We start from the raw sequence: 17,199 nt of genomic DNA, 5'->3' as shown, positions 1-17,199 counted from the left end.
ATTGCTCCTATACTTTAGCGGTACCATGATAGATACTGATGCCATTTAAAACGTAAACTCGAATGACTTGGTGATTACCGACAAACGAAATCCAGCCGAGGCCGGAAATAGATATATCACACTTATTCTCATAATCGACCTTTATTTCATAAACATCTAAATCCCGTGAGGTCGATATTAAGTTTGATAACGGCCGCGTGAGTTTTTTGCGAATAAGCCGCTCAAAAACCTCATTGGCGGTGGCTATACTTGTTTTATGAATTTCCACATTCGGGGCCATATAGATTGAATATGGAGCCCTAGCGCCCGATACAATTTCGATAAAAGCTAAACCGCCAAATAGTAGAACATCCTTGCTTTTAAGAAAATAGTTCCGTCCCCGAACCAAGGTCCTTGGAATCAAATCATGAACTACTTCTCTTTCGGCCGCCATCTTGCCGACATAACTATTAGATAAGGAAAGTCCGGGAGTATCATACATTGAATGCTGTTCATCAATGGGAATTTCAATTACCTGAATTGTTGTATTGGGATAAATGGAGGTGGAAATATATTTTTGCGTCGGATTCTTATATGTTTTCAAAAGTGAGTTGATTAGAGCCGATTTGCCAGAGCTATAGGCCCCGATGAAATATATATCTTTACCCTCACTATAGGTAAATATCGTCTTGATTACTTCATCGATATTATAGTTTTGCGCCACGCTGGTTAGAATTATCTTTAACGGATTAAGGTGGGCATCCGTCACCCGTTTGGCCACATAATCATGAATGTTATCCAGATTGGTTTTAGGAGGCAAGAGGTCAGCTTTATTTGCCACGACAATAAGCGGATTATTCTTTATTTCTTCCGCTACTTCAGAGTTAAAACTGGTTTCAAAAGTAAATAAATCGACAACGTAGATTATGAGGGATTTATGGGCCTTAGCCTGTTTTAATATCTCGCGGAAATCCGCGTCTAAAATAGGCTCGTTAGCCGCTTTCTTCTTCATGCGTTGTTCAGCAAAACAATTGGAACAGAGAACAATCTCATGATGTTCCATTTCCCAAGGATCCGCATAGCCCGGTAAATTTGGATTATCCGATTGTAAAACTTCCCCACAGCCATAGCAGCGACGGACGCGACGTACTTCACCCATAAGCTAGTTTCTCCAATCTGGCAAAAGGTTCTTTTGCCTTAAATATTTCCTAATCGGCCGATCAAACAGACGATTAAATCGGGTTGTCCATTGATCTTCACGAACAAGCTTTTCGGTTAAAACAACCGGTAACCCGATTTTATTAGCCACGACCACATCTGTTAAGAGTTGATCGCCGATTAAAATAGTTTTGCTGACATCAATTTTCATCGCCCTGATATACTGTAAAATTCGCTTTTTAAATGGCTTATGCGCATTAGCCAGATATGGAAGATGTAAGGCATCGGCATATTGATTAACCCGACCCGAGTGATTGTTCGAAATGATGAACACACTAAGACCCGCTGCCAGCAGTCGTTCAATTAACTCCTTTGCACGGACCGAGGGCTCAAATAGTTTATAGGAGTCGAGAGTGTTATCCAAATCGACTATAACATTCTCAAAGCCATGCTTTTTATAGAAATCAATGTCGATGTCATAGACGCTTAAAGCGTGGTAAGTTGGTCGAAATGTTTTGAGCATAAACTCTCCTTATTTATATTTTAATAAAATATTCGCTAAGATAAAAGAAATATATCCTCCCAAAATTAAATATTATATAATAGGTACGAGGATAAAGCATGATGGAAAATAAAAGTAGCAAACCAAAAATTAGCATGTTCACAATTTATCGTGAGCGTTTATCCACTTCTTTAGCTCTGCTGGTAGCCTTATTTTTAAACCCGGTTATTGCCCTCATGATAGCTATCGGCAGTTTTGTTAGCATTCGCAATGACCGAACCGGTAATTTTCCTTTTTATGACACCGAAGACTATCGGTTTTCCATTATTACACTAATCGTGATTGCTTTTTATACGGTCGTCTATTTCATTTACATTGCTGGATAACCTTTATAAAAATAAGGTTGGCCCGCATTTATTTAATCACCCATCGCATCAAAAATGCTAATTTGTTCATATTCATCAGTATTGTCTTCACTCGCATCACCATCTTTTTCATTTGGCTTCTTATCCGGTTGATAGGCGACAATCGAATCATCGATAATCGGCAAACGCTCTTTATAGATTGAAGCAATTTCGACACCGTCAGCGAGAAAGTCCAAATTCTTTTTGGCATATTTATCGATGGGGGTAACGTGGAAATCATTGAGTATAAAGTCAAACGATTCGCCGTTAGCCAAAAGGCCACGCAACAAAATATAACTGGCCGATTTATCAATTTTATCAATGTATAAAAGGGTTTGGGGATCGCTTTTAAAAGCTTTAAAAGCATATTGAATTTTTCCCAAACGGGCGGTTGAATCGAAGTAATTTGAATCGATAAATCGGGCATGACCTTCCCTCGTAATCTCTAAAAGCTTAGACCGCTCTTGCGGATCAAAAACCAGCATGGAAGAAATTTCCGTCTTTTTCAAACCATTTATGGCTTTAACGCCGCTCGCCTTAAGCGAGAGTATTGAAACATCGTTTTCATTAAATAGCGAGCATGTTCCGTTATTACAGGCGACGAGAATCGATGAATTGCCGGTTGTGACATCGACTGCGACTAATTCGTCATCGCGTGTTAAGCGCATGCAGTTAATGGGTCGTGAGTAACGGGTTAAGGAGAAATCGCTGACAACCGTGCGCTTTATTTGACCATGTTTGCTTATCAAAGCAAAGTACAAGTCGCTTCTGACTGCGCGCGCACTAAAAACGGCGATGCACTTTTCATTACCGTCAAGGGTGGCGATGGTATTTAAATGCTTTCCTTCGTCTTTCCACTTCCCATCCGCTATCACATATACCGGAACGATTAAATAGTTGCCTAAAGAAGTAAAAATTATCAGATTGTCGGTAGTAAAGCTCGGGCCACTGGCAATTAGTGAATCACCGTTTTTAACTCCGGGAAGACAATTATCCCCACTGCTTTTAAAACTCTTAAGTGAAGAGCGTTTAATATAGCCGTCGCGCGTAAGCGCAATCATCACTTCTTCTTTTGCTATTAAATCACGCTTATCAATTTGAATGATTTCGCCCCGATCTTCAACTTTAGAACGGCGATCGTCGCCATATTTTTTGTTGATGTCCTTCAGATCATCTATGATTACCCGATTAAGTTTATTCTCATCGGCCAGAATTCCTTCCAATGTTTCGATATCGATTAAAAGCGCCTTCTTCTCCTCTTGTAAAACCGTGACATCGGTATTGGTTAATTTATAAAGTTGCAACATGACAATTGCTTCCGCTTGTTCGCCGGAAAAAGCGAACCGGCTGATTAAGTTATCTTTTGCATCGGCCTTATTGTTGCTGGAGCGAATCGTGTGTACAACTTCATCAAGCATCGATATGGCTTTAATCAAACCATCAACCAAATGCAATCGACTCTTAAATTTTTCCAAGTCAAACTCCGAACGACGACGAATCACTTCAACCTGATGATTAATATAGGCATCGACCATTCCTAACAAATTTAAAGTCTTCGGTCGATAACCCTCGATAGCAACCATATTGGCCGTATATGAAGTTCGCAGTTGCGTCTTGTTAAATAAGTATTCGGAAATAACGTTTATGTCGGTATCTTTTTTGACATCGATAACAATTGACAAACCCTTGCGGTCACTTTCATCGCGGACCTCAATTACTCCATCAATGTTATGGTTGTGCGCAATAAGATCGATTTCTTTCAATACCGAACTCTTGTTCACGCCGTAAGGAATTTCGGTAATGACAATTTGATTAATCTCCTTGTCGAAACGAATTTCGCTTTTAGCCGCGATTTCAATTCTTCCATGTCCGGTTTCATAGATTGAATCCAACCCTTCCGAGCGATAGATGATTCCTCCGGTCGGAAAATCCGGGCCGAGAACAAACTGCCGTAAATCGGCATTAGTGGCTCGTTTATGATTGATGCGATAGATTATTGCCGCGATCAATTCCCGTAAGTTGTGCGGAGGAATGTCGGTAGCCACTCCAACCGCGATACCTTGTGAACCATTAGCCAGTAAATTAGGAAAACGAGCCGGTAAAACAATCGGTTCGAGCGAGGAGTCATCAAAAGTCAATTGCATATCCACCGTATTCTTCTTAATGTCGCGCACCATCTCTTCGGCAATTTCACTTAAGCGCGCTTCGGTATAACGATAGGCCGCGGGCGGATCGCCGTCGATACTGCCGTTATTACCCTGAAAATCAATTAACGGGTACCGCATAACCCAATTTTGGCTCATACGGGCCAAGGCCTCATAAATGGACGAATCGCCGTGCGGATGGTATTTACCCATAACCGACCCTACAGTATGGGCGCATTTTTTCGTTGGTTTAGAAAAAAGATTTCCTTCATCAAACATAGAAAAAATAATTCTTCTTTGAACGGGTTTCATCCCATCGCGAGCATCGGGAATTGCCCGATTTTGAATGACATCTTTGGCATAAATACCAAATCTTTCCCCCATGATGTCATCCATCGGAGTTTCGATGATATTTTCCACCACTTCTTCAACTGGCTTAATATTGTTTTTCTTCTTTGCCATTTAGCGCACCTCTTCAATAAATGAATCTGTGGCATTGAAATCAATATTTTCTTCAATCCACTTACGGCGATTGCCGGCATCTTTTCCCATAAGAATGCCAACTCGTTTTTCGACTAACAACGGATCCTCAATATTTACTCGAACCAACATCCGTGTCCGTGGATTCATCGTTGTTTCCCATAGTTGATCCGAATTCATTTCGCCTAATCCCTTGTAGCGATTTATCTTGTAATTCGCGCCGACTTTGGCTTTCGCCTCAACTAAAGAAGCATCGTCCCAAGCGTATTGATAAACAATCTCTTTATTAACTTCTTTATGAACGCGATAAAGTGGCGGTACTGCGATATATACACTGCCGTTTTTTATCAGGGGTTTCATATAGTGATAAAAGAATGTCAAAAGTAGCGTTTGAATATGGGCTCCGTCCGTATCGGCATCAGTCATGATAATGATCTTTCCATAATGTGCATCATCAATATCAAAATCAGTGCCTATGCCGGCGCCGATAGTATTTATCAAAGTGGCAAATTCTTCATTCTTCAACATTTTATCCATCGTGTTTGTGTCGGTATTTAAAGGTTTTCCGCGAAGCGGTAAAATCGCCTGATGAATTCGATCTCGTCCCGTCCGCGCCGTCCCTCCCGCCGATTCACCTTCGACGATAAAAAGCTCGTTACTTTTATAGTCCTTACTCTGTGCCGGAGTTAATTTCCCGGAGAGAATAATATCATTACGAGGTTTTTTACTTTTACGAGCTTCATCTTTGGCTTTGCGTGCAGCTAATCTGGCATTCTGAGCATCGATGCATTTTTTGATAAGACTAACGGCAAATTCATGATGTTCCTTGAGATAGTAGGTCAAACTCGTATAGACGAAATTATTAACCGCTGTCATCGCGTCTGGCGTTCCTAGTTTACCTTTAGTCTGACCTTCAAATTCAAGTATTTCCTCCGGTATTCTCAACGAAATAATCGCTGTTAATCCTTCGCGAATGTCACCGCCTTCTAATTTCATTTTCCCACGTAAAAGACTGTTATCAACCGCAAAATCATTGACCGCGCGGGTAAGTCCCATCCGAAGTCCCGTTTCATGGGTTCCTCCATCGTGAGTGCGAACATTATTGACGTAACTTAAGACCGTTTCTCCATAGTCGCCATTGCAGTACTGCATTGCTAGCTCCATTTGAATCGGCTCAAGATTATTATTATGATCGGAAGCATTATATACGTCATCAAACGAAATAATATCACTCATCGGCTCTTTATTCTGATTTATTACGCCGATATATTGACTCAAACCGTCTTCATAAAAGAAATCCTCATTTAATCCATTGCGTTCGTCCACAACGTAAAAATGAACTTTTTTTAATAAAAACGCGCTTTCTTGCAGGTGATTACAAATCGTATCCCATTTAAAATCAACGGTCGAAAAAATCTTGGCATCAGGCTTAAAGGTCACCAATGTGCCATGGCGATTGGTATTGCCAACAATCTCTAACGGAACTACCAATTTCCCACCATTTTCAAACCGCAAATGATACGTTTTACCGTCTCGGTAAACCGTGACATCACAGTACTCACTTAAAGCATTGGTCACGGATGCTCCAACCCCATGCAAACCAGCACTGGTCTTATAGGCCGCCTCCGTAAATTTCCCCCCCGAGTGGAGAGTGGAAAAAATGAGCTGCACCGCAGGAATTTTCGTCTTTTTGTGAATTCCCACAGGAATGCCCCGTCCCTCGTCTTGAACGCTGATTGACCCATCTTTATGGATTGTAACCGTAATTTTATCGCCGAAGCCAGACATAGCTTCATCGACCGAGTTATCGACAACTTCCCAAACAAGGTGGTGAAGACCCATGGCATTCGTCGAGCCAATATACATCGCTGGCCGTTTACGAACCCCTTCTAGTCCTTCAAGAACCTCGATACTGTCTTCGTTATAATTGTTGTAGTTAATTTTATCTGCCACAAAACATCCTCCAAAAATCTAAAACAGCCCTTAAAATCTAGTATAATTATACCAAAGTTTGCAATTTGCTACTAGGGTAAATATAATGATAAAGTTAACCGGAGGGCAAACAAAATGCCAACTTTACTTTTGACGATAATCATTTATTTACTCGCTATCATTTTGAGTTATTTATTGGGATCGGTTTCAACTTCAATCATTGTTAGTAAACATTTTTATCATAAGGATATCAGAGAATTTGGCTCTAAAAACGCCGGCGGAACCAACGTTGGACGTGTTCTAGGAAGAAAAGCCGGAATTGCAGTGATTCTTATTGATATGGCCAAAGCCGCCTTCGTCTATTGGGGCGTATATTGGATTTTAAAAATACCGGCTTTAGGCGATGTTTTTGCCCCCGATTTATTACTGTCATTATCGATTACGGCGCTGTTAATCGGCCACTGCTATCCGATATTTTTTAATTTTCGGGGCGGAAAAGCGGTCAGCACCCTCGCCGGATTTACAATAGCCAGCAATTGGATATTTACTATAACCGGCCTTCTTATCTTTCTTGGTGTATTAAAATGGAAAAAATACGTCTCTTTATCGTCAATTATTACCGGACTGTTTTTGATGATCGGCAGTTGGATTTTGTTCTTTATCAAAAGTCCGTTCGGATTCTATCTTTCAACCACGAACTTGCTCTTCTACGCCTTATCGATGACGGCCTATGCTCTAATCTTAATTTATCGTCATCGCGAAAACATAAAACGGTTATTTAAGAAAAGCGAACGAAAAATTACTTGGATGAAGTAAAGTAATTTTTTAGTATTTTTCTAGTAGTTATTAAGTAAATGTTTAAAACAAGTGCCATTGGGAATTTCGGGAGGCATATTTTCGTTTCCATGTCCGCCCCCCGGATGATCAATTTCAAAATTTCCACTTCTGCCATTCGACTCATGAAAAACATTGAAACAATTATCGTTATCTTCAACGATAAATTCGATTTCACTTTCCCCGGGAGCCATGAAAGATAATCTATAGGCGAGACCCTCTTGTCCATTTTCATTATATCCAATGGAGAAACTGAGCGTAAAATCCTGTTTGGGACCATCAAAACATTGGTAATCAATTTTTTGAATGCCATCATTGACGTCAAATTTAGTACTGAGATGCCGACTTTCGACGGTTGACGAATTAACCGGTAAAAGTTCAACCTCACCTATTCCGTTTTTATCCGCATACGCCGAGATGGAAAAGGTTCCGTTTTCGCCAACGAAATAGCCGCTGATTTGCGTTTCCTTCTTTCCGATTTCTTCCCCGGAATAATAAAAATAGTAATCGTTGGCAATCGAAATTCGATAATCGAAAATTTTCCCTTCAAAAAGGAAAAAGCCACTGTCGCTTTCGACGCTAAAATCATTTTTAAACGAGTAAAATTGATCGATTAATTTGCTGAATTTTTTATAGGCCGACGAGGCTTTGTCTTTTTCGCTTTGATTGTTGCCGTTGTCTTTTTTTCCTAATGCTTCCGCTTCGGGATAAAAAAGTTGCTCTCCGGTAATAAGCTGAAGCGATACGGCTTTCAGGGGATCATCAGTAAACGGGCGCGCGACGAAGTTTATACTTGATTTTGTAATAAATAAGTTATAGCCGCCGAAAGCGAAGAACGATCCGATCACTAGGGCTAGCGCGCCAAAACTAAAAGAAAACGATCGGACCAGGCGATTGGCAAAAAAACGCTCGAAAAACGGCTTCTTCTTCGGCAAAATCGGCTGCCGATGATAGACCGATATAATGTCCGCCGATTCGGTTTTAACATCGTGGTTACTATGGCTGACAATAATATTCTCTAACTTATCATACCTTTTCATACTTCTTCCGCTCCTTATCTAGTTTCTTAATTGCTTGCTGATATATCCATGTGACACTTCCCAGGGGCCGCTTGACAATTCTGGCTATCTCGCGATGGGGAAGATCGTTAACGACATGCAGGATAACGATTTGGTATTCAATTGGCTTTAGGCAACTGCGCATCCAATTAAAGAACGACTCATCTCCGGCTTTGGTATAATCATTAAGATCAGGGACACTGCTCTCATCAAAGTTTTCCGGGAAAGAAACTTCCCGTTTGCGTTTTTTCAACATACTCAAAGCTGAGTTTCGGGCAATCACCAATAAAAAGCCGAATGGACTTTGCTCCTTTTTTATCCGCGAGTGGCTGTCGATAAACTTTATGAATGTCTCCTGAACGATATCCTCACTGTCACTTTCATTGCCTAAGATTGAAAAGGCGGTGTAAAAAACAGCCTTTTTGGTCAAATCAAAAAATTCAGTGAAATTGACAAGATTCCCTTGACTAATCTCATCCGCCAAGCTGGCAATCCGACTTTCGTCATTCGAATTCATAACTAACTCCCATCCGCAGCGAATAAAGATTATCCAATGTTTATTTTGAAATCATCTTTAAAACCATTGTAGCACGACTATTCATTTAGAAAAAATAAACAATCCCCCATTCTGTCAGAGTAATCAGTCTTCCATTCATATCTTTCGCAAAAAAATATCTACAAAATAGCCCATTATAAATACTGATTTACCGTGGCTTTTATTGGGAAAAAAGCATCTATTTATGATATTCGCTCATATTATGGATAAATCACAAAAAAATGGCCTTAATAAAATACTTAGAGATATATGAAAACGGATTCCTAAAAAGTATTTAAAAGATTGATAGGTTAGTAGATTAGAGAACGAAAGAGATACTTTCTTTACTTATTATGCTTTAAATTAGACTTATTATCCTTCGAACTATAAATCAATAGAAAGTTACCTATGTTCACTCCCTGTATAGAAATGATAGGCCGCGGGTTGCTGCTTTTTTCCGGTTAAGAATCAGCCAGTTACGGCTAGCATGTTCATCACTCGTAGGATTGACATATAAAAAAAAGGATGCCTCCCTTTGAATAGAGGGAAGCATCCATATTGCCTTAGGCTACATTCCAATTAACTTGTTCAGAAAACCGGGCATATATCACAAATAAATGTTTTACTTAATTAGCGACTCTTATTGACGCTATTCATAATTTGGCGAATCTGTGCCTCCGAAGGCTTACGTCCCATCTGGGCATACATTACGCGAATCATCTGTTCATTGATCGGAGGATTCTTGGCCAATTCTCTTTTAAAATACCAACGAGAAATGAAGAAGCCACCTACGGCTCCCAAGACGACTCCCAAAAGAATCCAGCCTAGACTAACCAACCAACCGGTTGTTGCCAAAATAATCATTTTAATTGAATTAGTGATGGCTTAAGCCCGGCCATCATATTCACCCGTATCAGTACGAACTGAAACGGTCTCTCCTTCCTCAATAAATAACGGAACCCGAATCGTGATTCCGGTTTCTAGCACTGCATCTTTGGTCGCACTTGTAACGGTATTTCCCCGAACTCCGGGAGCACACTCCGTAATTTTTAATGCCACTTTGGCCGGCAGGGTAATACCCATAATCTCCCCATCATAAGAGGCGATATCCACTTCTGAATTAGCCACCAAAAAGCGCATTTCCCATTCAAGCCGGTCTTTGGAAACCTCAACCTGCTCATAAGTATCCTGATCCATAAAAACAAGAAAATTCCCCGAATCATACAAATAAGTCATCTTGCGCTTATCAATCGTAATTCTTTCAATCGCATAACCCGAATTGAAACTCATTTCCGTCGTTGAACCAGTGCGAACGTTTTTGACTTTTAATTTCGCCACCATTTTCCGCATTGCCGTCTTATTAAGTAAGATATCTAAAACATTATAAATTTGGCCTTCTTCGATAAAATAATTTCCCGGCCTTAACTCGGTAACATTAATCATAATAATCCTCCTGTTAGCCTTTGATATTATACCAAAACTATTAATTAAATCAATTTAGGAATGCATATTAGACGATAATACAAAGATTTTTTTTGCTTCCTCTTGCTTTAGATTAAGAATTGTCTCATCGGCTAGTTTGATTTTGACCCCGTCATGGTTGTGCGCGACAATTGTCACGCGGCTCAACTCTGGCAAAAGCTTGCGTTTCACCCCTTCTATCTCAGGGCTTTTAGCGATTATTTGAAGGCTGCCGACTTCTTCTTCCCATAGCGAATAATGGGTAATGGGGGGAATGGTTCCGTCAGGACGGGGTATCGGATGTCCATGATGACAATACTTGGGTTGCCCAAGATAAAAATATAATTTGTCGAGCATGCTTTTGCTGGATGCATGCTCTAAAGCATCGGCTTGTTCTGCCAATTCTTCATTTGAAAAATTAAGTTCCTTTAATAGAAAAGCCTCCCAAATCCGATGACTTCTAATTAGTTCAACCGCAATTTTTTTACCACTTTCAGACAGTTTTACCCCTTGATAAGGAACAAAAACAGCCAAATCTTGTTCGACTAAGCGCTTGACCATTTCATTTACGCTTTGTGAGGTGAAACCAAGACTTTTTGCTAGTGATGACAATTTTACAAATTCGTTATCATGATGAAGGGATAATTCATAGATACTCTTAAGATAATTTTCTGTCGCGCGGTTCATATACTTCCTCCTCATTGTCTCGTGACAAGTAGTTCTTAATATAATCATGTCCTTGATTGCTTAAGCCATAGCTCGCATGGCTCTCAATAATATAGTGTTTGTTTTTTGCTTTCTTTAAATAATGCCTGATTTTCTTTTTTGACCAGTGAAGGTGATTGACAATTGTTTCATTTTCATTGGCGCAGATTCTGATTCCTTCCAGCTCGTGGTGATAAAAGTGGATTAGAAGACTGATTAAGTCATAATTGCTCTTTTTTCTGTTGCGAATAACATTAGCGCCGATTATGCCCCGGGTTGGATGGAAAAATACGATGGCCAGGTAGACAAGGAAAATCAATGTGCTCAGCGTCGGTGCCAAAGGAAAGTTTAATCCATCCGCTATAATGAAGGCCGATGTTGTCTCAATAGCAGTCAGGGCAAGAGTAAAAATTATCATCTGTCCTTGGGATTTAGCAAAAAACTTAACACTTAAACTAGGTCCGATCATCACCGCGATAATGGCAATGGATCCTAAAACATTAAAGTTCATTACGGTTGTAAAGGAGGTTAAGACCATAAGCACATTGATCGTTATCGTCGGTAACAACCCCCCTAAAAAGGCCAGTGATCGGTCAAATATGGCAACTTTTAATTCCTTGTTGAAAATAACGGCGAATGCTATATTCAGCACTAGCATTAATCCGGCTATATAAAGGGCAACCGGACCGATATTCACATCGAAAATTAAAAGCGGCTTAAGTTCGGCGAATTCCGCTCGCCCAAATAGAACTGCCTCAAGATCGATTGGCGTATTGCGAAAATAAAGCGAAATGATGATTATCGCGGTGGCAAAAAAAAGCGAGTAAATTAGAGCTATCGCATCATGATGATTGGCCATCTTTTTTTGCACTAACCACTCAATTATTGTTAAAGATAAATATCCAACGAGCCCGGCTATGACAAGAAGGAGAGGATTATTTATATCTTTTGTCAGTGCAAAGCCGATGACAATTCCTAACAGCGTAGTATGGGCCAAAGCATCACTCAGCATTGACTTGTGACTTAAAACGATAAAACAGCCGATGATTGTTACACTAAGAGCCGATACCAAAAGAATCAACCATGTCATAAAACCCATAATTTATCCTCGACAATCATTTTTTCAATCTCTTTTTTGCTTGTTGAATCCAAAACTTTGAATTCCCTTTTTAATGCCATCAAGTCTTCATCTTTAATCGGAATCGGATATAAAAGGTGATACTGAAAACGCATGGGATACATTTTAATTTTTTTATCGAGGATTTTTTTATTTAGCAGATGGCTTAAAAGGCTTCCATACTTGCCAAAAATAAAGCTTAAAAAGGTAATAATGGCCAAGACAAGAATGATTGTTGGTCCCGGTGGAAGTAGGGGATTAAGCGTTGCAAAAATCGGACCAATCAATCCGGCGATGGCTCCCAACAAAGAGGCGACCAGCAATTGGTGATTAAACTTCTTTACCCAGTGTTTAGCGGCAATATACGGGATGGCTATCAAAGAAGAAATCAATACCACCCCCACCGTTGAAAGACCGATTACAATCACGACAATGGTTAAGAAAGAAAAAATAAATTCAATGAGATAACTGCTAAAACCGCTGATGCGCATAAATTGTCCGTCAAACGAATAACCGCTAAGTTCTTTCTTGAAAAAGATAATAATCGTTATCGTGACCAAGGTCATGATCCAAAGAAAAAGCGCATCGCTTTTTAGCATTGTCGCTGCTTCGCCAAAGATAAAACCATCGAGCGAAGATTGGTTACTTCCGGGTCTTAAATAGGATAATGAGCGAAGTATAACTTGGCCAAGGCCAAACATTCCCGCCATCGTTAGAGCCATTGTTCCATCAATGCTATGTTTGAACAGGCGACCGATAATATTGATTAGAGCCATGCTGATAACGGATGCAATCGCAGCTCCAAGCAACAGCGTAGTAATGTCGCTTTTCCCGCTCAACAAAAAGGCTAATACCACGCCCGGAAACGAAGCATGAGCAATCGCATCGCCGATCATTGATTGCCGACGGTTGGACAAAAAGCCACCGAAAAGCCCGCCCATTATTCCTAAAGCAACCGATCCAAGAGTGACAATCAATAAAGTGTAAGAAAAAAAATCGCTTCCCATATTTATTTCCTATAGGTCCGGTTGATGTTTTCTTGTGTCAAAACATCCTGTGCCTTTCCAAAGGCTATCAAGCCCACATTTAAAAGCATAATATCCGAAAAATAATCTCGGGCTGTCTGTAAATTATGATGGACGGCAATTATCGTTTTACCTTGAGCATGAAGACGTTTGAGAACTTGCACAATCGTCTGCTCCGAGTAGATATCAACCCCTTGAAAAGGTTCGTCCAAAAAGAACACTTCGGCTTCACTCGCCAATGCTCGAGCCAAAAACACCCTCTGCTGTTGACCGCCACTCAACTCCGCGATTTGATGATTCTTCAGTTCCAATAAACCTACTTGTGCTAAGGCGGAAGTCACGACTTTCCGATCAAGGCTCTTAGGTGTTTTAAACCATCCTAATTTCCCATAGCGTCCCATCATAACCGCTTCAAAGACGGTCATAGGAAATGACCAATCGACTGTTTCCTTTTGCGGAACATAGGTAATATTCTTTTTATATGTAGAAAAAGGTTTCCCAAAGTATTCGATTACTCCTGATATGGGCTTGACTAAACCCAACATTCCTTTTAGTACGGTCGACTTTCCTGCACCATTAGGACCGATTATCGCTACCATCATTCCCTTTTGTATACTAAAGGACAAATCGAAAACAACCGGTTTCAAATCGTAGGCAAGAGTTAAATTTTTTACCGTTATGCATTCTTTTTCCATCGTTATTCCAAGGCGGAAACAATCCGCTCAATATCCGTCTTCATCATTTTAACATATGTATCGGCACTGTCCTCAATGCTTCCTAGCGTGTCAGTAAACAGTTCGCCGCCGATACTCAAATTATAATTGATTGCTTGAGCAGCCTCAATTACGGCGCGTGTGGATTTATCGGATAAGCCGTCTTCAAGAAAAATGGCCTTGACATTTAATTCTTTGGCCGTTTTGGCAATATTGTTAAGCGCGGTCGTAGATATTTCTCCGTCGGTTGATATTCCCTGCAAAGAATAGACCTCAAATCCATAGGCTTTAGCAAAATAGCTCAAGGCATCGTGGGTGGTAAGAAGAATGCGTTTATTGGCGTCTAAATTCAAAGCATTTTCACTGATGTAACTGTCAACTTCTTCTAACTCTCTCACGTATGTCGCTAAGTTGTCAGCAAAATAATCGCTTTCATCCGCTCGGTATGATGAAAGAAAACCACTCAAACCGGTTACCGCTTTGATGGAAAGCGTGGCATCAAGCCAGAAGTGAGGATCATATAGTCCGTGGTCGTGAATGGCCTCATCCTCATCATGACTGGCAGTTAGCAAATCTGTACTGTCAAGCCCATCACTCAAGGCATAGAAGGCTTTGTCCTTTGCAGAGGTATACGAATCCAGAACATCTTCAATTCTACTTTCCAATTCCAATCCGCTTGTCAAAATCAAATCGGTCGCTTTTAAAAACTTCAAATCCTCCGGAGTGGTGTTATAGGTATGAGCATCCATTCCCGGTTTTATCATGTTATACACGATGACTTGATCCTGACCTATTTCACGGGCAAAATCGGCCACAATCGAGGTCGTGGCGACAATTTTAATCTTATCCGAATTGACGAAGCTCGTATATTCGGCGTTATTATAACAGCCGCTTAAAGCCAAAGTAATCGGCAAGGACATCATATAAGCAAAAGACTTTTTCATTGCACTGTCTCCTTTTTTAAGGCTAACCTTAATATTTGTAATTATAAGGCAGACCTTAAAATAGGTCAATTTAAATGCTCACTAATAATATAAAAAGAAGCGATTAAACTTTACTTCGTCTTCCATTGTCGTCTTTTTATCGTGTCCCGGATAAAGAATTGTCGTCAGCGGAATCTCCTTGCGAATATAGTTTAGACTGTTGGCTATATCCTTCGGTGAGCCACCAAATAAATCGGTCCGCCCGATGGAACGTTTAAATATCGTATCGCCGGTAAAGGCGGCATTCTCCTGAGAAAAATAGTAAATGACACTTCCGGGCGTATGAAAGGGAGTATGTAAAACATTAATCGGAGTGGCAAGCAGATTTAATGTCATCCTGTCCTCGATATACACAATGTAGTCCTTTAATCCCTGCAGATAATCAATTCCGGAATTAAAACGTTCGTTTTCGCAAAGCATCGCGTCGCGGGCGTTGATGAAAACCGGGACGTGAAAATTATCAACAATGACCTTAACTCCCCGTATATGATCGTAGTGACCGTGCGTCAATAGAATAGCCTTTAAATTTATTTTATTGGCGGAAATATACTCCACCAATCCAAGACCCGTTTGTCCGGGGTCAATGACGACGGAGGCGTTATTTTCGTCGCTGACAATGTAAGTGTTGGAACTAAAATTTTTCTCCGGATAGATAAGCGGTATAACTTTAATCATGATATAAACAAAAAAATAAAGCGTGAGCTTTATTTCTTTTCCTTATGAATGGTGACTTTGTTGCAACGCGGGCAATATTTTTTAACTTCCATCCGATCTGGATGAAGCTTTTTATTCTTAGTCGTAATATAGTTTTCCTCGCCGCAATCAGTACATTTCAAAATAATGTTTTCACGCATAATTCCACCTCCGGTGCTTACATTTCCGTATTGTATCATACCTGTTGTTTTTATTCTATAAATATTTACTCAAATTTCCCCAATTTTAACTATATGAAACAATTAGTTTAATCTTCATATTTTTATTGAATAAATATTATCTATAATGGTCGAGATAGAAGCCAAGTTTTGTCTTCACCATTTTTACAGGAACTTAAATTAGTTTTTTACTCGCACTATGATAAAATGAAAACGTAAGAGGTTCATAAAAATGATTTCAAGAATTAATACCCGCCCGGTTCACGTCGGAAACGTCCAAATCGGCGGGCAAGATAAAGTCGTTATCCAAAGTATGTGCAATATCAAAACAAGTCGGATCACGGAAGTCGCAAACCAAATTAACGATGCGACCGCTTTAGGAGCGGAGATCATGCGGTTAGCGGTCCTCGACACGGAAGATGCTAAAGCTATTGGCGAAATTAAAAAACTTATTTCCATTCCCCTGGTGGCCGATATTCATTTTGATTATCGCCTGGCGCTGGCGGCGATGGATGCCGGTGTGGATGCAATCAGATTAAATCCCGGCAATATCGGATCAATTGACAGAATAAAGGAAGTCGTTGATCGGGCAAAAGCATTGGGTATCCCCATTCGTATTGGCGTAAATTCCGGTTCGATCGATCGCAGTATTTATAATTACGATCAGGAATTAACTGCTCAGCATCTGGTTAATAGCGCTATGAAACATGTCAAAATTCTCGAGGATTTAGGTTTTTTTGATATTGTTATTTCCTTGAAAGGAACCGATGTTAAAGAAACTATCGCCGCTTATAAATTGGCCGCGGAAACATTCCCTTATCCACTTCATCTTGGAATTACCGAGGCAGGAACCAAGGAGACTGGTATTATTCGCTCCGCTGCCGGATTATCCCCGCTGCTTTTATCGGGAATCGGCGATACTATTCGTATCTCGCTAAGCGCTAGCCCGTTAGATGAAATCATAACTGCAAAGCGGCTTTTGCATGACTTGGGCCTTTACCCCAATTATCCGACTCTGATCAGTTGCCCGACATGCGGACGTACCCAAGTTGATGTCATTGCCCTTGCCAATAAGGTATTAGCCTATATTGAGCAAGTTAATAAGCCAATTACGGTTGCGGTCATGGGTTGCGTTGTTAATGGTCCCGGGGAAGCGAGCAACGCCGACATCGGGTTAGCCGGAGGTCGCGGTCAGTATGCCATATTTAAAAAAGGAAAAGTGATCGCCTCCATTCCGGAAAATGAGGCTTTTATTAGACTAAAAAAGGAAATCGACAATCTCTGACGATTTCCTTTT

At 40.4% G+C, this 17,199-nt stretch carries 18 protein-coding genes; 3 read left to right on the top strand and 15 right to left on the bottom strand.

Features of this window, described 5'->3' with window-relative positions:
• Window positions 1–7: 7 nt before the first annotated feature.
• Entirely contained in the window at window positions 8–1,138 is a 1,131-nt protein-coding gene (locus PKC96_04720) for a 50S ribosome-binding GTPase (GenBank protein ID HMM00626.1), read from the bottom strand.
• Window positions 1,139–1,141: 3 nt separating this feature from the next.
• Window positions 1,142–1,660 (bottom strand): YqeG family HAD IIIA-type phosphatase, encoded by a 519-nt coding sequence (locus PKC96_04715; protein ID HMM00625.1) that lies wholly within the window; start codon window positions 1,658–1,660, stop codon window positions 1,142–1,144.
• A gap of 98 nt (window positions 1,661–1,758) precedes the next feature.
• Between PKC96_04715 and PKC96_04710 the strand changes: the two genes are divergently transcribed.
• The gene (locus PKC96_04710) at window positions 1,759–2,025 is read left to right on the top strand and encodes a hypothetical protein (protein ID HMM00624.1); all 267 of its coding nucleotides are present in this window, start codon (window positions 1,759–1,761) and stop codon (window positions 2,023–2,025) included.
• Window positions 2,026–2,057: 32 nt separating this feature from the next.
• Here the strand turns inward: PKC96_04710 and parC are convergent, their stop codons facing one another.
• Together parC and PKC96_04700 are read right to left on the bottom strand one after the other, a co-directional pair.
• Window positions 2,058–4,649, bottom strand: a complete 2,592-nt coding sequence (gene parC / locus PKC96_04705) for a DNA topoisomerase IV subunit A (GenBank protein ID HMM00623.1) — start codon at window positions 4,647–4,649, stop codon at window positions 2,058–2,060.
• On the bottom strand, window positions 4,650–6,620 hold the full coding sequence (locus tag PKC96_04700; protein HMM00622.1) for a DNA topoisomerase IV subunit B: 1,971 nt from the start codon (window positions 6,618–6,620) through the stop codon (window positions 4,650–4,652). It abuts the gene before it with no gap.
• A 114-nt stretch (window positions 6,621–6,734) separates the two neighbouring features.
• Between PKC96_04700 and plsY the strand changes: the two genes are divergently transcribed.
• Window positions 6,735–7,415, top strand: a complete 681-nt coding sequence (gene plsY / locus PKC96_04695; protein ID HMM00621.1) for a glycerol-3-phosphate 1-O-acyltransferase PlsY — start codon at window positions 6,735–6,737, stop codon at window positions 7,413–7,415.
• A 20-nt stretch (window positions 7,416–7,435) separates the two neighbouring features.
• Here the strand turns inward: plsY and PKC96_04690 are convergent, their stop codons facing one another.
• From PKC96_04690 to rpmG, 11 genes are all read right to left on the bottom strand, one after another.
• Window positions 7,436–8,473, bottom strand: a complete 1,038-nt coding sequence (locus PKC96_04690) for a hypothetical protein (protein HMM00620.1) — start codon at window positions 8,471–8,473, stop codon at window positions 7,436–7,438.
• The gene (locus PKC96_04685) at window positions 8,460–9,008 is read right to left on the bottom strand and encodes an RNA polymerase sigma factor (protein ID HMM00619.1); all 549 of its coding nucleotides are present in this window, start codon (window positions 9,006–9,008) and stop codon (window positions 8,460–8,462) included. The genes PKC96_04690 and PKC96_04685 overlap by 14 nt, the downstream gene beginning before the upstream one ends.
• 648 nt (window positions 9,009–9,656) lie before the next feature.
• Entirely contained in the window at window positions 9,657–9,890 is a 234-nt protein-coding gene (locus PKC96_04680; GenBank protein ID HMM00618.1) for a YneF family protein, read from the bottom strand.
• A gap of 21 nt (window positions 9,891–9,911) precedes the next feature.
• Window positions 9,912–10,469 carry an elongation factor P gene (efp, locus tag PKC96_04675; GenBank protein ID HMM00617.1) on the bottom strand — a complete coding sequence of 186 codons (558 nt, stop codon included), beginning with the start codon at window positions 10,467–10,469 and terminating at the stop codon, window positions 9,912–9,914.
• A 54-nt stretch (window positions 10,470–10,523) separates the two neighbouring features.
• Complete coding sequence (locus tag PKC96_04670) at window positions 10,524–11,174, bottom strand: metal-dependent transcriptional regulator (protein ID HMM00616.1); 651 nt, start codon at window positions 11,172–11,174, stop codon at window positions 10,524–10,526.
• Window positions 11,146–12,291 carry a metal ABC transporter permease gene (locus PKC96_04665; protein HMM00615.1) on the bottom strand — a complete coding sequence of 382 codons (1,146 nt, stop codon included), beginning with the start codon at window positions 12,289–12,291 and terminating at the stop codon, window positions 11,146–11,148. The genes PKC96_04670 and PKC96_04665 overlap by 29 nt, the downstream gene beginning before the upstream one ends.
• Entirely contained in the window at window positions 12,279–13,316 is a 1,038-nt protein-coding gene (locus tag PKC96_04660; protein HMM00614.1) for a metal ABC transporter permease, read from the bottom strand. Before PKC96_04660 ends, PKC96_04665 begins: the two co-directional genes overlap by 13 nt.
• Before the next feature lie 2 nt (window positions 13,317–13,318).
• A complete protein-coding gene (locus PKC96_04655; protein ID HMM00613.1) occupies window positions 13,319–14,029 on the bottom strand; it encodes a metal ABC transporter ATP-binding protein in 711 nt (236 codons plus the stop codon).
• A gap of 2 nt (window positions 14,030–14,031) precedes the next feature.
• Window positions 14,032–14,991 carry a metal ABC transporter substrate-binding protein gene (locus PKC96_04650; GenBank protein HMM00612.1) on the bottom strand — a complete coding sequence of 320 codons (960 nt, stop codon included), beginning with the start codon at window positions 14,989–14,991 and terminating at the stop codon, window positions 14,032–14,034.
• Between the two features lie 81 nt (window positions 14,992–15,072).
• Window positions 15,073–15,705, bottom strand: a complete 633-nt coding sequence (locus PKC96_04645) for an MBL fold metallo-hydrolase (protein HMM00611.1) — start codon at window positions 15,703–15,705, stop codon at window positions 15,073–15,075.
• Between the two features lie 29 nt (window positions 15,706–15,734).
• Window positions 15,735–15,884 (bottom strand): 50S ribosomal protein L33, encoded by a 150-nt coding sequence (gene rpmG / locus PKC96_04640; protein ID HMM00610.1) that lies wholly within the window; start codon window positions 15,882–15,884, stop codon window positions 15,735–15,737.
• 250 nt (window positions 15,885–16,134) lie between these two features.
• On the opposite strand from rpmG, the gene ispG reads away from it, so the two are divergent.
• Entirely contained in the window at window positions 16,135–17,187 is a 1,053-nt protein-coding gene (ispG, locus tag PKC96_04635; protein ID HMM00609.1) for a flavodoxin-dependent (E)-4-hydroxy-3-methylbut-2-enyl-diphosphate synthase, read from the top strand.
• The last annotated feature ends 12 nt before the right edge of the window (window positions 17,188–17,199 follow it).

It is taken from the genome of Bacilli bacterium (assembly GCA_035326105.1).
In the GTDB taxonomy this organism is placed as follows: Bacteria; Bacillota_I; Bacilli_A; order RFN20; family CAG-826; genus UBA7706.
Note: the sequence above shows the minus strand (reverse complement) of the source record. Positions and strands in the feature narration are given on the sequence as shown.

What these genes read in the sequence shown, in the direction of transcription:
- PKC96_04650 (HMM00612.1), bottom strand. Translation starts at nt 14,991, where the DNA reads ATGAAAAAGTCTTTTGCTTATATGATGTCCTTGCCGATTACTTTGGCT.
- PKC96_04715 (HMM00625.1), bottom strand. Translation starts at nt 1,660, where the DNA reads ATGCTCAAAACATTTCGACCAACTTACCACGCTTTAAGCGTCTATGAC.
- PKC96_04655 (HMM00613.1), bottom strand. Translation starts at nt 14,029, where the DNA reads ATGGAAAAAGAATGCATAACGGTAAAAAATTTAACTCTTGCCTACGAT.
- parC (HMM00623.1), bottom strand. Translation starts at nt 4,649, where the DNA reads ATGGCAAAGAAGAAAAACAATATTAAGCCAGTTGAAGAAGTGGTGGAA.
- PKC96_04710 (HMM00624.1), top strand. Translation starts at nt 1,759, where the DNA reads ATGATGGAAAATAAAAGTAGCAAACCAAAAATTAGCATGTTCACAATT.
- efp (HMM00617.1), bottom strand. Translation starts at nt 10,469, where the DNA reads ATGATTAATGTTACCGAGTTAAGGCCGGGAAATTATTTTATCGAAGAA.
- plsY (HMM00621.1), top strand. Translation starts at nt 6,735, where the DNA reads ATGCCAACTTTACTTTTGACGATAATCATTTATTTACTCGCTATCATT.
- PKC96_04690 (HMM00620.1), bottom strand. Translation starts at nt 8,473, where the DNA reads ATGAAAAGGTATGATAAGTTAGAGAATATTATTGTCAGCCATAGTAAC.
- PKC96_04680 (HMM00618.1), bottom strand. Translation starts at nt 9,890, where the DNA reads ATGATTATTTTGGCAACAACCGGTTGGTTGGTTAGTCTAGGCTGGATT.
- rpmG (HMM00610.1), bottom strand. Translation starts at nt 15,884, where the DNA reads ATGCGTGAAAACATTATTTTGAAATGTACTGATTGCGGCGAGGAAAAC.
- ispG (HMM00609.1), top strand. Translation starts at nt 16,135, where the DNA reads ATGATTTCAAGAATTAATACCCGCCCGGTTCACGTCGGAAACGTCCAA.
- PKC96_04720 (HMM00626.1), bottom strand. Translation starts at nt 1,138, where the DNA reads ATGGGTGAAGTACGTCGCGTCCGTCGCTGCTATGGCTGTGGGGAAGTT.
- PKC96_04645 (HMM00611.1), bottom strand. Translation starts at nt 15,705, where the DNA reads ATGATTAAAGTTATACCGCTTATCTATCCGGAGAAAAATTTTAGTTCC.
- PKC96_04665 (HMM00615.1), bottom strand. Translation starts at nt 12,291, where the DNA reads ATGGGTTTTATGACATGGTTGATTCTTTTGGTATCGGCTCTTAGTGTA.
- PKC96_04660 (HMM00614.1), bottom strand. Translation starts at nt 13,316, where the DNA reads ATGGGAAGCGATTTTTTTTCTTACACTTTATTGATTGTCACTCTTGGA.
- PKC96_04670 (HMM00616.1), bottom strand. Translation starts at nt 11,174, where the DNA reads ATGAACCGCGCGACAGAAAATTATCTTAAGAGTATCTATGAATTATCC.
- PKC96_04685 (HMM00619.1), bottom strand. Translation starts at nt 9,008, where the DNA reads ATGAATTCGAATGACGAAAGTCGGATTGCCAGCTTGGCGGATGAGATT.